The organism is Sphaerisporangium sp. NPDC088356, from assembly GCF_040685555.1.
Classification (GTDB): domain Bacteria; phylum Actinomycetota; class Actinomycetes; order Streptosporangiales; family Streptosporangiaceae; genus Sphaerisporangium.
The window spans coordinates 61,735-76,392 of the sequence record NZ_JBFBIK010000004.1; the positions used below are offsets into that span (position 1 = coordinate 61,735).

Genomic DNA, 14,658 nt, shown 5'->3' on the forward strand with positions numbered 1-14,658 from the left:
TTCGTTGTGACCGGTCAGTAACAAGGCCTACCTGCGAGTAATCCGGTAACGTGTTCTTATGCGCACCCCGCATGCCGGCGCCCCAGCCGTCCCGGCACCCATCGGGCCCGACGGCGACGATCACGTGGCGCATTCGCCTCCAGCCGCCCCGGTCTCCTCCGGCGTCCGCACGCGCAGCCAGCACCAGCGGCGCAAGCGCATCGTCCAGGCCGCCGCCGCGCTCGCGTCCAGGGGCGGCGTCGAGGCCATGCAGATGCGCACCGTCGCCGAGCGCGCCGGGGTGGCCCTCGGCACGCTCTACCGCTACTTCCCCTCCAAGATGGATCTGGTCGTCGCCGTCGTCGGCGAGGAGCTCGACCTGCTCGAAAGCAGCATCGAGCGCCGGCCGCCGAGCGCGGCCTCCCCGGCGGGCCGGGCCGTCGACGTGCTCATGCGGGCGACCCGCGGCCTCATGCGCGAGCCCGAGCTGGCCGACGCGCTGATCCGTTCGCTGATCATGGCCGAGGTCGACACCCCCTTCGGCGACCGCATGGCCGGCCTGCTCCTGCGCGTCTCGGGCGACGGCCTCACCGCGCAGTCGGCCACCGAGGAGGAGTTCGCCCTGGCGGGCTCGCTGGCGAGCATCTGGGTGCACGAGCTTCTCGAGATGCTCCGAGGCCGGCGCACCTACGAGCAGATCCAGCGCCGCATCGAGATCGCCGCCGGGCGCCTGCTCAGCGACTTCGGCGTCCGACCCCCGGCGCCCGGGGCTTCCACCTCAAAATAGAACCCGTTACAGTCTCGGCTAGAACAACGTTCGGACGTTGAGGAGGCCCGCATGGGCACGCCGGTGATCGTCGAGGCCGTACGCACCCCGATCGGCAAGCGCAACGGCTGGCTGGCGGGGCTCAAACCCCAGGCCCTGCTGGCGACGGCCATGAGGGGCGTGGTCGACAAGTCCGGCGTCGACCCCTCCACCATCGGCCAGGCGTTCGCCGGGTGCGTGACCCAGGCAGGCGAGCAGGGCGGGCACATCGGCCGCTACGCCTGGCTCTACGCCGGCCTGCCGTACCAGACGGGCGTGACCACGGTCGACGCCCAGTGCGGGTCGTCCCAGCAGGCCGTCCACCTGGTCGCGGCGCTCATCCAGGCGGGCGTCATCGACGCCGGCGTCGCCTGCGGCGTCGAGGCCATGAGCCGCCAGCCGCTCGGCAGCAACGTGCTCCCCGCCAAGCCCCGGCCCGAAGACTGGTCCATCGACATGCCCGACCAGTTCACCGCCGCGGAGCGCATCGCCAGGCGGCGCGGGCTCACGCGCGAGCGGCTCGACGCGTTCGGCGCCAGATCACAGCAGCGCGCCGCCAAGGCGTGGGCCGACGGCCGGTTCGAGCGCGAGATCATCCCGGTCACCGCCCCCGTGCTGGGCGAGGACGGGCAGGCGACCGGCGAGAGCCGCACGGTCTCCAGGGACCAGGGCCTGCGCGACACCACGGCCGAGGGGCTCGCCAGGTTGAAGCCGGTGCTCGGCGAGAACGCGTTACACACGGCGGGCACGTCGTCCCAGATCTCCGACGGCGCGGCGGCCGTGCTGCTGATGAGCGAGGAGGCCGCCGCGAGGCAGGGCCTGCGCCCGCGCGCCCGCATCCTGGCCCAGGCGCTGGTCGGCGCCGAGCCGTACTACCACCTGGACGGCCCGGTGGACGCCACCGCCAAGGTGCTGGCCATGTCGGGCATGAAGGTGGCCGACATCGACAGGTTCGAGGTGAACGAGGCGTTCGCCGCCGTCGTGCTGTCCTGGGCAACCGTCCACCAGCCGGACATGGACGCCGTCAACGTGAGCGGCGGGGCCATCGCGCTCGGCCACCCAGTGGGCGCCACAGGCTCACGCCTGATCACCACGGCCCTCCACGAGCTGGAGAGATCCGACTCCTCGACCGCCCTGGTCTCGATGTGCGCCGGAGGCGCCCTCGCCACCGCCACCGTTCTCGAGCGCGTGTGAAGACGCGCCGCAGGCCGTACAGCGCGCAGCGGCCCGCCGATCTCGGCGGCGGGGTGTGGAGCGTCCCGGTGCCGATCCCCGGCAACCCCCTCGGGTACACGCTCGTGTACGCCGTCGAGTCCCCCTCAGGGCCGGTGCTCGTCGACGCGGGGTGGAACCACGAGGACGCCTGGCTGGCGCTTCGAGACGGGCTCGCCACCCTGGGCATCGACGTCCGTACGGTGCGCGGGGTGGTCGTCACCCACCACCATCCCGACCACGCGGGGCTCGCCGGGCGGGTGCGCGAGGAGTCCGGCGGCTGGATCGCCATGCACGAGGCGGACGCCGCGCTCGTGCGGCTGATCCACGAGCTGGCCGAGGGCTCCCACCGGAACTTCCAGGCCGACATGATGCGCCGGGCGGGCGCGGGGTCCGACGCGGACGCGGTCGCGTTGTCCGGCCGTCCCGATCCGCCCGCCGTGCCCGACCTGGAGCTCAGGGATGGGGACCTGATCGACGTGCCGGGCCGCAGGCTCCGCACGGTCTGGACGCCTGGGCACACGCCCGGGCATGTCTGCCTGTACCTGGAGGACGCCGACCGGCTCTTCACCGGGGACCACGTCCTGCCCGGCATCACCCCTCATATCGGGATTTATCCGTACGACCGGACCGACGTCGACCCGCTGGGCGACTTCCTGTCCTCCCTGGAGCGCGTGACCGGCCTCGGGAGCGTCGAGGCCCTTCCCGCCCACGAGTGGACGTTCCCCGACGTCGCCACGCGCGCGGCCGAGATCCGCGCCCACCACGAGGACAAGCTCATACAGCTGCGCGACCTGCTGGCCGGGCTCTCCCCGGTCTCGCCGACCATCTGGGACGTCGCCGAGCGGATGACCTGGAACCGCCCGTGGGCCGACCTGGCGCCGATGCAGCGCGGGATGGCGGCGGGCGAGGCGGCGGCCCATCTGCGGACGCTCGAGGCCCGCGGGGTGATCCGCCGCGAGCCTGGTGCTCCCGGTGATCCCGTTCGGTTCACAGCCACGACACACTGACGGCATACACTCCTAGACATCCGATGTATTGGCTTGAACGCGCGACTACAGGGGTGGTGACTCCGTGGCGGTCACGGACGCGGCGATCGACAAGATCAAGGGGATGATCGTCTCCGGCGAGCTGGCCCCCGGTGCGAGGCTGCCCAAGGAGGCCGACCTCGCCGAGCGACTCGGTCTATCCCGCAACTCGCTCCGTGAGGCCGTCCGTGCGCTCGCGCTCATCAACGTGCTCGACGTGCGCCAGGGCGACGGCACGTACGTCACGAGCCTTGAGCCGCGGCTGCTCCTCGACGCCCTCTCGTTCGTGGTCGACTTCCATCGCGACGACACCGTGCTGGAGTTCTTCCAGGTCCGCCGCATCCTGGAGCCCTCGGCGACGGCGATGGCCGCCGCCAACATGAGCGCGGAGGACATCGAGGAGCTGCGCACCATCCTCGAAGCCCTGCCCGAGGAGCCCAACATCGAGCAGCTCGTGGCCAATGATCTGGACTTCCACCAGGCCATCGCCAAGGGCTCGGGCAACACCGTGCTGTGCTCGCTGATCGAGAGCCTTTCCGGCCCCACCACCCGGGCGCGCATCTGGCGGGGCCTCACGCAGGAGGGGGCCACCGTGAAGACCCAGGAGCAGCACACGGCGATCTACGAGGCCATCGCCAGCCACCAGCCCGACATCGCCCGCGCCTGGGCCACGGTGCACGTCGCAGGCGTCGAAGAATGGCTCCGCCGAGCCCTCTGACCCACGTCACCGCCCTCGCCAGTGTGCCGCGCGCCGGTATTGAGTAAGGAGCCCGAACACGTGAGCCGAGACCACCCGCGACCTGGATGTGGCCCCGGAAAGAGGTCCTCATCCAGAGGGAGCGCATCGCAGAACTGACGGGCCAGATCCGCGACTTCTCACTGGATGGAATCGGCTCCGTTAGAGAGATCGCCTAGAGGAAAATGCCCGCTTGTTAGATCCAGTCCGCAGGACCGCATCGGCACGGAGTTATGTAGCAATTGCGACGGGTATGCCGATCTTCGCAGTGATCGGCAGGTAGATGTCGGTCGGAACCTCGCTAGTCAGCGAAACCAGAAGTGCGTAGCGAACCGGCAGGTGGGCGCGGTCTTTCCGTCGGTAGTCCTTCCACCACCCGCCCACCGGGACCACCGCGATGGCGCCGCCCTCGGCCAACTCAGCAGCCGAGCCCTCCCAGATGTCCGCGTGCAGTGAACCCTTGTGCCGGTGGGCAGGCCCGACACACCAGCGGCCATCGGGCACGGACGGCGCTGGTGCGTGGTTCTCCTCTTCCTGTTGCGCCTCACGACCGACGCGAGCCTTGAACTCTTGGATGGTTTCGGTGGGGCGTTTGACGTCGAAGCGGAGCTGGTGTGACGGATAGCGATAACGCACGTCCCAACCTCTACTCGAAGGGTTGGGCTCGACGAAGTACGACAAGGTGATCCGCATCCGCACGGTCGCGTCATGCAGATCAAGCAACTGCTCGCGGGGCCACGGAAGCTCGTGGAGCCGGAGCGCTCTCATCTTGACTCCGGACTTCTCACGCTGGAAGGGCTGGAACTCGTCCTGGATGATCAGCGTTACATCGCTCGACGCGCTGGTAAGCAGCCGGTCCTCGGTGGGTACTCCCCAACCGTAACGGCGCAGGAGCGCTGCCCTCTGCCCCTTCGTTACCCCCCTGGCCAAGATCCGCTGCCGCATCGCGGGAGTCCAGTGGGCGGCATGCACAAGCAGTCCTCGGGTGGTCTCCGGCCACAGGCCCGGGTATCGGGCCATCACCAGGGCGGCCAGCCGGGCAGCCTGCGCGGTGGCGGCGCTGGTGGCATTGGCCGTGGTGAGACCTCCCTGATACGACGTTGTGAGCAAGCTCACCACGTCGTGACTTCCCTGCTCGACGCGCACCGGGTCAGTGAGAAGGTTGCCTCCTTCTAGCACGATGTCAGGTTTGACCGGCCAAGGGCCGTCGAAGAGAACCGACGTGCGGCTGTGCGGGGAAAGCTCTCCGGGCGGTGCCACCGGCTCCCAATTATGAAAGCTTCCATTCTGCGGCACGTCAGTGAGGTTGGTAACAGCGCCAACGGTTAGCACGTTCCACGCCTGGCCCGGGTTCTCGACCCGCTGACCGTCGCAGAACTCGAGGTAGTCAGGCAGACCAGTTGGCGCATGGAGGGCATAAGCCGCGTTGCCTGCCGAGACCACGAAGAGACGCCGGGCAGCGGCCTCAGGTTCGCCCAGCAGCGTGATACCTGTCGGGCTTGATGAAATGTCAGTCCCGAAAGAAATCGCGTCGAGCGCGGCTGACCAGGACGACGGTTGCCCCCCCGATGCCCCGTTCGTCGCGGTGACCGGCATGGAGAATACCCTTTGCCGAGCAGGAGCCTCGATCTCGACACGGGCAGCCGCATCCGCCGTTACGGCGCCGTACAACTCGGGAGCCGTGGTGGATCCCGGTCTTGAAGGGTCCACGTATTTCACCGACTCAAGGCGGTGCGAAAGCCGTACCAGGCCGTTCCCGGCGAGGACACCGCGTAGGTCACCGTAGAGAGCAAGACCAGCCATGCTGGTGCCGTGCCCATGTTCGTCGGCCGAGGTGGTTCCGGGGAGCACGCTGTGCATGCCGTCCACCGACTCGCGCAGCAACCGGTGCGCGGACGCGACGCCGGTGTCGAGCTGCGTAATGGCCGGCGAGCGCGGACGGGCGGGCTCGATGCGCTCGATCAGATGATCGATCAGTTCCCGCTGTGTGTCCAGGTCGACACCGAAGACCTCATCGACCCGTAATGGCCGATGAACCTCTGCGACTACGCAGTTCGTGGCGAGCAGAGCGCCAAGCTGATCGATGGTGCCATGCACCATCGCGATGGTCATCCCAGGAGATCCGCCGTTCATCCAGAGCCGCGATCACGCTTCGAGTGTCGAGAGCATCGTTGTCCTGGAGGATCGCTTGCTTGGCAGCGCCCTCGGCAGCCCGGACGAGCTCAGCCTGGCTCAGCCCCTCCGCTTGGCCGGCGACCTCATCCCAGTCCACCGCACTCGTGTCCACGGCCACGAGCCGACGCTGGAAGACCTCCAGTGATTGCCTTCGACTAGGGAGATCGTAGCTAATGGCCAAGTCAAACCGACGGAAAAGCGCGCGGTCGAGCAGGCCTGGATGGTTGGTGACGGCGACGACGAGACTTTCCGGCATGGTCTCGTCCAGGAACAGCAGGAAAGTGTTGAGAATTCGCCGAGCTTCACCGACATCGTTGCCCGCCCCACGCTCGGCACCCAGCGCGTCGAACTCATCGAACAAGTAGACCGCCCGAGTCTTTTTCGTGGCGTCAAAAATCACTCGGAGCTTGGCGGACGTCTCACCCATGAACCGGCTGATCAATGCGTCGAGTCGGATCGTGAACAGCGGCAAGCTCAACTCTTTGGCCAAGGCCGATGCCGTCATGCTCTTGCCCGTGCCCGGTGGGCCGACGAGAAGAAGCCGGTGAATTGGTGAGAACCCGTGATGGGCGAGCCGCTCCCGCTGGCGCTGCTCATGCAGCACTCGCACCAGTTTCGCTCGCACGCCCTCGGCCAGCGTCATGTCAGACAATCCAACGGTGGGGTAGCCGGCGGTGACGAGGTCCGCGAGCTCGCCGCGTGGCTGGACCACTGGCGTTGGGGCAACCCGAGGGGCCGGCTCGTCCTTGAGCCCGTCCACAAGGTCTCGCAACTCACCCGCGAGCCGAGTGTGGCCCTGTCTCGCCGCTTTTGCCGCCATCTGCAGGGCAATAGAATAGAAGGTATCCTCGTCGCCCGCCGCGTGCGCTCTGACGAGGGCCTTCACGTGGTCTGCCGAGGCGGCCATGTCTACACTCTCCACCCGGTTGCGTGTCGTCCGACTCTACCGACTCACCAGCACGAACAACCCGGCCTTGAACGAGAACGACGTTTCGCTATACAGATCATCATTCCCCTGAGCCACAGGCCCAAGCAGCCCACACCGGATTCGCCTCCTCCGACCCGTCACGCTGGAGGCCGGCGACGACGCTCGCCAGCACATCGTGCACCTGAGCACGAAGACGCGTTCCCTGCTTCCCGCCATCCAGGCCGAATGGGCCGCGAGCTGACGCTCGACGATCCCGCCCACGCCCCCGTTCCGCGAGGCGCTGGCCGGGCCGTCCCATCCTGCGGCCCCCGCCTGAGCGCCCGTACCGACACCCCCGGGGTACTGACACCCCCCTGCGCGAAAGAGAAGGACATGGCCGAGCGACGCTTCCTCATGGACATCCGGCCCCTGAAGGAGTCACCCGCTTTCCGGCGGCTCTGGGCGGGGTCGACGCTGTCGGCGGTCGGCGGTCAGATGACGAGCTTCGCGGTCGTCGTGCAGGTGTACGTCCTCACCGGCTCCGCGATCGCGGTCGGCGCGGTCGGCCTCGCCTCGGCCCTCCCGGCGATCGTGTTCGGCCTCGCCGGCGGCTCGCTCATCGACGCCGTCGACCGGCGCAAGCTCGTGCTGGTGACCAGCGGCTGCCTGACCGGGGTGTCGGCCGTGCTCGCGGTGCAGGCGTTCATGGGCCTCGACCAGTTGTGGCTGCTGTACTGCCTGGTCGCGGTGCAGTCCGTGCTCAGCGCCGTCAACGGTCCCGCGCGGAGCACCTTCCTGCCGCGGCTGCTCACGGCCGAACGGGTTCCCGCCGGAGCGGCGCTCAACATGTTCACCTTCCACTTCAGCGCGACGATCGGCCCCGCTCTGGCCGGGGTGACGGCCGCCGCCGGAGGGCTCCGGCTGTGCTACCTCGTCGACGCGCTCAGCTTCGCCGCGGCGCTGTACGGGATCGCCCGGCTGCCGGCGATGCCGCCCGAAGGCGGCGGCACGCGGCCCAGCCTGCGAGCGGTCGGCGAGGGCCTGCGGTTCATCGGCCGCAACCGGATCCTCGGCGGGGCGTTCCTCGCGGACATGAACGCCACGATCCTCGGCATGCCCTTCGCGCTCTTTCCCCTGATCAACGCCGAACGCTTCGGCGGTACGACCCAGACGCTCGGCCTGCTCACCTCGGCGGTCGCGGTCGGCGGCATCCTCGGCACGGCGCTGTCCGGATGGGTCGGCCGGGTGTCCCGGCAGGGACTCGCCATCCTGGTCGCCGGAGTCGTCTGGGGCGCCGGTCTCGCCGGCTTCGGCCTGGCCCAAAACCTGTGGCTCGCTCTCACCCTGCTCGCCGTCGCCGGCGCAGCCGACGTGCTCAGCGTGGTGTTCCGCACGACCATCGTCCAGGTCGCCACGCCCGACCGCTATCGCGGGAGGGTCAGCGCGGCCAACTACGTCGTCGGCGTGGGCTGCCCGGAGCTCGGGAACTTCCGCGCCGGCGCGGTCGGCTCGCTGGTGTCACCCACCTTCAGCGCCGTGACCGGCGGCCTGACCACCATCGCGGGCGCCGCCCTGATTGGGCTGGCCCTGCCCGCCTTCACCCGCTACCGCGCCGGGTCCGGCTCCGAACCCGAGGAGACGAACGTTCCGCAGCGGCATCCGGCCTGAGCCGCCCGTGAGCACCAAGCCTCGTCGCGCCGTGGATTCCCGCCCATCGCGCGATCAGGAGTGCTGAATCTGGTAGGGATGGCACATGTCTCCCCTGGCCCCCCTTCGCGCCGAAGACCCCGAGCAGCTCGGCACCTACCGGCTGGAGGGACGGCTCGGAAGGGGCGGCCAGGGCGTCGTCTTCTTCGGCCGCTCCCCCGGCGGCGCCCCCGTCGCGGTCAAGTTGATGCACTCGCGGCTGGACGAGGAGAAGGCGCGCCGCCGGTTCATCGGCGAGGTGGAGGCGGTGCGGCGGGTGGCACCCTTCTGCACCGCGCAGCTGCTGCATGCCGACCTCGACGGCGACCGGCCGTACATCGTCAGCGAGTACGTGGACGGCGTCTCGCTGCAGGAGCACATCACGGCGGAGGGCCCCCGTACGGGCGGCTCGCTCGACCGGGTGGCGGTCGGGACCGCCACCGCGCTGGCGGCCATCCACGGCGCGGGCGTCGTCCATCGTGACTTCAAACCGGGCAACGTCCTGCTCGGCGCGGACGGGCCGCGCGTCATCGACTTCGGCATCTCGCGGCTGATGAATACCACGGCGACCACCGGCCGGGTGCCGATAGGCACGCCCGCCTACCTGTCTCCGGAACAGCTCAAGGGCGAGCGCGCCGGGCCCCCGGCGGACATGTTCGGCTGGGCGCTGACGGTCGCCTTCACCTCCAGCGGCAGGCACGCGTACGCCGCCAACTCCTTCGAGGCGACCCTGGGCCGCATCCTGTTCGGCGAGGCCGACCTCGACCCGCTCACCGGGTCCCTGCGCGAGATCGTGGTCGCCTGCCTGGCCGAGGACCCGTCCCTGCGGCCGAGCGCCGAGGAGGTGCTGCGCCGCCTCATCGGCCACGGTGCGCCGCCCCTCCCGGCCCAGTCGCCCGGCGAGGTCCTGGAAACCGGCGCGACCCTTGCCTCGCAGCCGCAGCCGGCCGGGGGCGACGGCCCGACGAACCTCCCGTTCACACCACACGATCACCAGGGTCCCTCGACGCTCACCTTCGCGCCAGTGGACGACGGCCCCTCCACGCTCACCTTCACCCCGCGGGCGGACGACCACGAGGGCCCGTCGACGCTCGGCTTCGACGCGCACCGGGACGACCACGAAGCTCCGGGCACGCCCAGCTTCCCACCGCGAGCCGCCGGCCACGAGGGCGAGGCGCCCATCACGTCGGCGCCGGAGGCGAGCGGTCACGGCCTCCTGGAGACGGACCTCGGTCCCGCGGCTCGAACGGGGACCAGGTGGCGCACCGTCGTGGCCGGGACCGCCGTCCTCGCGGCCGGCGTGATCGGCGTCGCGCTGTGGCAGGGGAACCTCGGCACGGCGGGGAACGCCTCGCCGGACGCACCCGCCACCTTCTCGTACGCGGGCCGGTGGACCGGCAGCGCCGAGCATCCGACCGCCGGGCGGGTGTTCCCCGTGGAGATCCTGCTGAAGGGCGCCACAGGGCCGGGGACCATGCGGTGGGGCGCTGACCTGCACTGCACGGGGCGGCTGACCAGGCTCGATGGACAGGCCCCGCCGGCGACCTTCCGGCTCGACCAGGTGCGGGGCGACCAGTGCCACCCCAGCACGGTGGAGATCTCCCCCGAAGGCCCGGACCAGATGGCCTTCAGCGTCACCCGACCGGGCGAGACCTCCTCCCGCTACTCCGGCACCGCCTCCCGATCCGCCTGACCACGCCCTCAGAAGTCGACGTCGAGGCAGGCGAGGCGGGCGCCCGCCTGGCCTGCGTGACCGGCTCCGGTGTGGGTGTGCTCGGCATGGATCACGACCGAGTGCGGATGCCGGTCGGTGAACTTCTTGTCCAGCGCCGAGCGTGACGATCCATTGCCCTGGGCGTCGGTCGTGAAGTCCAGCCAGATCTCGTTACGCGCGTTCGCGTACTTGGGGTCGGTGGAGGGAGTGACGGGATCCTGCGTGTGCTGGTAATGCGGCCCCGCGTCCTCGCCCTTCGCCCCGCATTTGTCGTTGTGCACGTGCGCGCCGTACTTGCGGTTCGGAAGAAGCCCCTGCGCCTTCAACTGCACGTACGCGCGCGCGTTCCCCGAGGCCACGTACGCCACGGCCGCCGCGGCACCGGCCGGAACGAGTTTCGCGTCATAGGTGACGGCCACCTGCCCCTGCACATAAGCCCCGAACCGCCCAAGCGCCAACACCGGCTCCGAACCAGCTCTCACAGGCTCCGAACCAGCTCTCACAGGCTCCGCCTGAGCTTTCGCGACCATGGCGCCCGTATCAAGCAACGCCAACGGCAGCAACATGGCCGCGACCCCACTGCGCACCACCATTATGAAATCTCCCCGCTCTCTCCAGACCACCCTTTCAGCGGCATTTTCAGATATACCCGGCATTGGGATAATTCCAGCCAATACCACGCTAAGAGTACGCAATCACCCGCCACAGCCCCAGCGGACGTGCCGGTAACGACACCATGGCGATCCGGGTGCCGATCCGAAGCCAACATTGGCATCGGCTCGGGACCGCCTCCTGGTCTTACACGCGACCCTCGCGTCAGGACTCCGCAGCATGGATGAGGAGATCAACCAGGCAATGAGCCCATATAACATATTTCAGCATTCCATAAGGGTAAATATCGGACGCCTCTTACTCCACCAGTCGCAGGCAGTGCCAATCTCGGCGGCCGGTCACGGTAATGCGTTCGCACGAGCATTCATATAGAACATTCCACTACAACGTGGATAAGCGACCCCTTCGAGAACCCTGGAATCCAGGGCATTGGCGGCAATTGAGCACGGCACCGCAATCTTCTGTGCCAAGGTTGATCCTTTGACTTCCACCGAAGACAAGCGGCCCCCCAGGAGGTACAGTTTTGACTGTACAGCGAAGCGCGTGTCCCGATTGCGGTCGCATCTACTACGAACGGGGGTCGGCCAAGATGATCGAGGCGGCGCGCACCCGTGAAGGAGACTCCAGGGCCGACGCGTTCATAGCGAGGCTCGAAAATCGCGCAGCCAGAAGGACGCGAAACGGCTCGCCGATATCCTCGTAAGATTCGAGCGATATGCATACACAGGCTCGCTTGCCATTCCTCGTGAGCTAAACGAGCTGCGCGATGGCATAAGAGAGATAAAAGCAGGCGATGTCCGGTTGCCATTTTTCGACGTCCCCGCCTCCCCTCCCAACGCCATCCGTATCACCAGCGGGTTCCTCAAGAGGTCGTTGAAGACACCGAGGAGGCAGATAGACGAGGCCATCTGGGTCAGGAAGGAGGATCTGGCGTCGTGAGAAACCTGTATGAGCGGTTCGCGGCCACCACAAGGGGTGCCAGAGCTCTGGCGGCGGCCCGGCTCCGTCATGAAGTTCTCTCGGTTCTCCATCAGGCCTTGGAGTTGTTCGGGGCTTCGCAGAGTGATCTCGCCAAGCGGCTCGGGTTTCGTCGTTCGGCCGTCAACCAGGTCTTCCGCGGAGACGGAAACCTCCGGATCGACACCCTCGCCGACTACCTGCACGCCATGGGGTTCGAAGCGGACATCCGACTGGTGCCCGCGGGTGAGCCACGACGCGCCGCGGTCGAGCAACGAGCCGTACGCCCGGTGGCCAACGATTGGCGCGTCAAGCGCCCTCAGGCCACATCATCCGGCGTCTTCCTCACGGGCGAGGCCGAGGGGCGCCCCCTGCTGATCCAATGGAAGTCGGCACCCATCGGCAGCACGGAGAGCATCCGACTAGAGGCCGAAGTACACCCCATGGGTCCACGAGTTCCCTCTCCGGATCAGTACATCTCTCTCGGCACAAGCTCGCTGGTGACGTGATGAGCGAGCATGCGGGAGAAGACCCCGCCGATCTCGTCAAGAGGATCAGCGAACGCGTCGAGTTGCAGGACATCGCGCCCGTGGCCTTCTCCGGCGAGAGGCTGAAGCCTGGAAGCGGGTCCAGGCTCCAACTGGCACTCGGCGCGGCGGCCGCCACCGCCGACGGCTCCCTTTCCTACAAGTTCGACCTGAGCGGCGAGGTCTTGGACGACGATGACGAGGCCATCGTCACGTTCGCCATCTCGATGGTGGTGACCTACGGTCCCCGTGACGCCGGCCGGCAGGCCGCGTTCACCGAGGACACCGCCTCGCTCAAGGTGTTCGGTGACCAGGTCGCCTGGGTGGAGGTCTACCCCTACATACGTGAGGGACTGCAGACGGTTCTGGGCCGCCTGCGCGTACACGGCTTCCAGTTGCCGATGCTCCGTCCGGCCAGTGGCCTCAAACCGGATGTCACCGGCTAGGAAGAGACCCTGCGCCTTGCCTTTCGGTTCGCTCGGACCGAGGTCGCGAGTCGGTCAAATATGCAAGGCGTACGCCGTCTGCGCCGTGGTGGTGAAGAACTGTTCGCGCTCGTTCTCGCTGAGGGCCGTGGTGAGCTGCCGTGCGAGGGTGGTCACCTGTTCGTAGGACGCGGCGAGTTCGCAGACGGGCCAGTCGGAGCCGAACATCACGCGGTCGGGGCCGAAGCACGACAGCACATGGTCGGCGTACGGGGCGATGCGAGGGGCGTCCCAGTCGGTCCAGGCGGCCTCGGTGACCAGGCCGGACAGCTTGCACGTCACGTTGGGCGACTCGGCGAGGGCCTTGATCTCGCTCGCCCACGGTTCGGTGACACCCGAGGCGATCGGGGGCTTGGCCGCGTGGTCGAGCACGAAGCGCACCCCCGGCAGGTCTCTCACGACGTCTCTGGCCGCCGGGAGCTGTGGCGTGAGCACGAGCAGGTCGTACGCGAGCCCTGCCTGGCCCACCGCGCGGATGCCGTGCCGTACGTCGGGGCGGGCGAGCCACGCGGGATCCCGCTCGTCCTGCACCGTGTGGCGGATGCCGACCAGCAGGTCGCCACCCGGGCCGGTGCGCAGCCGCATGAGCTCGTCGGCGACGCCGGGCCCGGTCAGATCCACCCACCCGACGACCCCGGCTATCAGCCCGTCCGACGCGGCGGCGGTCGCCAGGAACTCCTCGGTCTCCTCGACAGAGGCGACCGTCTGGACCAGCACCGTGCGCTCGACGCCCGCGGCCGCCGTCTCCCGCCGCAGATCATCGACGCCGTACGGCCTGCGCAGCGGCGCGAGCGCCTCCCCCGCCATCCACGGGTACTCACGGCGCGAGGTGTCCCACAGGTGGTGATGCGCGTCGATCATCGGTGGCTCTCCATGGTCGGGCCGGCGATAAGGGACTCCTCGGCGAGCGCGGTCCACAGCTCGCAGGGGACGGGGGTCGCGACGAGGGCGGCGTTGCGCTCGACCTCCGCCGCGGACCGGGCGCCGGCGACCACGGACACCACGGCCGGGTGCCGCGAGGGGAAGGCCAGGGCCGCGTGCGGGAGCGTCACGCCGTACCGCTCGCAGACGGCGGCGATCCGCCGTGCCCGCTCGACCAGGTCGCCCGGCGCGGGCCCGTAGTTGTACGTGCCGGTCGCGTCGTGCGTGGCCAGGAGCCCGCTGTTGAACACCCCGGCCGCGAACACCGAGACGCCGCGCGCCTGGCACAGCGGCAGCAGCCCGGCCGCGCCCGACTGGTCGAGCAGCGTGTAGCGCCCGGCGAGCATGACCACGTCGAGGTCGGTCTCCTTGACGAAGCGCGCCGGCATCTCCCATTGGTTCATGCCGACGCCGACCGCCTTGATCACGCCCTCGTCGCGGAGCTCGGCCAGCGCCGGGAAGGCCTGGCCGGCCGCCTCCGCCCAGTGGTCGTCCGGGTCGTGGATCAGGACGATGTCGACCGAATCGTGCCCCAGGCGTTCGAGGCTCTCCTCGATCGAGCGGCGCACCCCGTCGCGGGAGAAGTCCCAGACCCTGCGGTGGTCCGCGGGCACGTCGAAGCCCTGGTCGTCGCGCCCGCCCGCCGATGAGGGCACCAGCAGCCTGCCCACCTTGGTCGACAGCGTGTACGAGTCACGCGGCCGGTCGCGGAGCGCGGCGCCGAGACGGCGCTCGGAGAGCCCGAGCCCGTAGTGCGGAGCGGTGTCGAAGTAGCGGATCCCGGCGGCCCAGGCCGCCTCGATCGCTCCCCCGGCCTGCTCGTCGCTGAGCGCCGAGAACAGGTTGCCGATCGGCGCGGCGCCGAACCCGAACCCGGTCACCCGCGCTCCCCGGCCCACGATCCCGTTCTCCAC

At 69.0% G+C, this 14,658-nt stretch carries 13 protein-coding genes; 8 read left to right on the top strand and 5 right to left on the bottom strand.

What is annotated here, in order from left to right:
• Positions 1-58 precede the first annotated feature (58 nt).
• From AB0O34_RS03145 to AB0O34_RS03160, 4 genes are all read left to right on the top strand, one after another.
• The gene (locus AB0O34_RS03145; protein WP_363912010.1) at positions 59-766 is read left to right on the top strand and encodes a TetR family transcriptional regulator; all 708 of its coding nucleotides are present in this window, start codon (positions 59-61) and stop codon (positions 764-766) included.
• 51 nt (positions 767-817) lie between these two features.
• A complete protein-coding gene (locus AB0O34_RS03150; protein ID WP_363912012.1) occupies positions 818-1,978 on the top strand; it encodes a steroid 3-ketoacyl-CoA thiolase in 1,161 nt (386 codons plus the stop codon).
• Positions 1,975-3,006: an MBL fold metallo-hydrolase gene (locus AB0O34_RS03155; protein ID WP_363912014.1), complete on the top strand. Its 1,032-nt coding sequence runs from the start codon at positions 1,975-1,977 to the stop codon at positions 3,004-3,006. Before AB0O34_RS03150 ends, AB0O34_RS03155 begins: the two co-directional genes overlap by 4 nt.
• 64 nt (positions 3,007-3,070) lie before the next feature.
• A complete protein-coding gene (locus AB0O34_RS03160; RefSeq protein ID WP_363912016.1) occupies positions 3,071-3,742 on the top strand; it encodes a FadR/GntR family transcriptional regulator in 672 nt (223 codons plus the stop codon).
• Positions 3,743-3,991: 249 nt separating this feature from the next.
• Here the strand turns inward: AB0O34_RS03160 and AB0O34_RS03165 are convergent, their stop codons facing one another.
• A complete protein-coding gene (locus AB0O34_RS03165; RefSeq protein ID WP_363912018.1) occupies positions 3,992-5,872 on the bottom strand; it encodes a S8 family peptidase in 1,881 nt (626 codons plus the stop codon).
• Positions 5,772-6,842 (bottom strand): ATP-binding protein, encoded by a 1,071-nt coding sequence (locus tag AB0O34_RS03170; RefSeq protein WP_363912020.1) that lies wholly within the window; start codon positions 6,840-6,842, stop codon positions 5,772-5,774. The genes AB0O34_RS03165 and AB0O34_RS03170 overlap by 101 nt, the downstream gene beginning before the upstream one ends.
• A gap of 393 nt (positions 6,843-7,235) precedes the next feature.
• Between AB0O34_RS03170 and AB0O34_RS03175 the strand changes: the two genes are divergently transcribed.
• Both AB0O34_RS03175 and AB0O34_RS03180 read left to right on the top strand, forming a co-directional pair.
• Entirely contained in the window at positions 7,236-8,510 is a 1,275-nt protein-coding gene (locus AB0O34_RS03175; RefSeq protein WP_363912022.1) for an MFS transporter, read from the top strand.
• An 85-nt stretch (positions 8,511-8,595) separates the two neighbouring features.
• Positions 8,596-10,221 (top strand): serine/threonine-protein kinase, encoded by a 1,626-nt coding sequence (locus AB0O34_RS03180; RefSeq protein WP_363912024.1) that lies wholly within the window; start codon positions 8,596-8,598, stop codon positions 10,219-10,221.
• Between the two features lie 8 nt (positions 10,222-10,229).
• Here AB0O34_RS03180 and AB0O34_RS03185 read toward each other — a convergent pair whose 3' ends face one another.
• Positions 10,230-10,835: a superoxide dismutase family protein gene (locus AB0O34_RS03185; RefSeq protein WP_363912026.1), complete on the bottom strand. Its 606-nt coding sequence runs from the start codon at positions 10,833-10,835 to the stop codon at positions 10,230-10,232.
• A 954-nt stretch (positions 10,836-11,789) separates the two neighbouring features.
• On the opposite strand from AB0O34_RS03185, the gene AB0O34_RS03190 reads away from it, so the two are divergent.
• Together AB0O34_RS03190 and AB0O34_RS03195 are read left to right on the top strand one after the other, a co-directional pair.
• Complete coding sequence (locus tag AB0O34_RS03190) at positions 11,790-12,320, top strand: helix-turn-helix transcriptional regulator (protein ID WP_363912028.1); 531 nt, start codon at positions 11,790-11,792, stop codon at positions 12,318-12,320.
• Complete coding sequence (locus AB0O34_RS03195; protein WP_363912030.1) at positions 12,320-12,784, top strand: hypothetical protein; 465 nt, start codon at positions 12,320-12,322, stop codon at positions 12,782-12,784. Before AB0O34_RS03190 ends, AB0O34_RS03195 begins: the two co-directional genes overlap by 1 nt.
• A 54-nt stretch (positions 12,785-12,838) precedes the next feature.
• Here the strand turns inward: AB0O34_RS03195 and AB0O34_RS03200 are convergent, their stop codons facing one another.
• Positions 12,839-13,684, bottom strand: a complete 846-nt coding sequence (locus AB0O34_RS03200) for an amidohydrolase family protein (protein ID WP_363912032.1) — start codon at positions 13,682-13,684, stop codon at positions 12,839-12,841.
• The gene (locus AB0O34_RS03205) at positions 13,681-14,658 is read right to left on the bottom strand and encodes an aldo/keto reductase (protein ID WP_363912034.1); all 978 of its coding nucleotides are present in this window, start codon (positions 14,656-14,658) and stop codon (positions 13,681-13,683) included. The genes AB0O34_RS03200 and AB0O34_RS03205 overlap by 4 nt, the downstream gene beginning before the upstream one ends.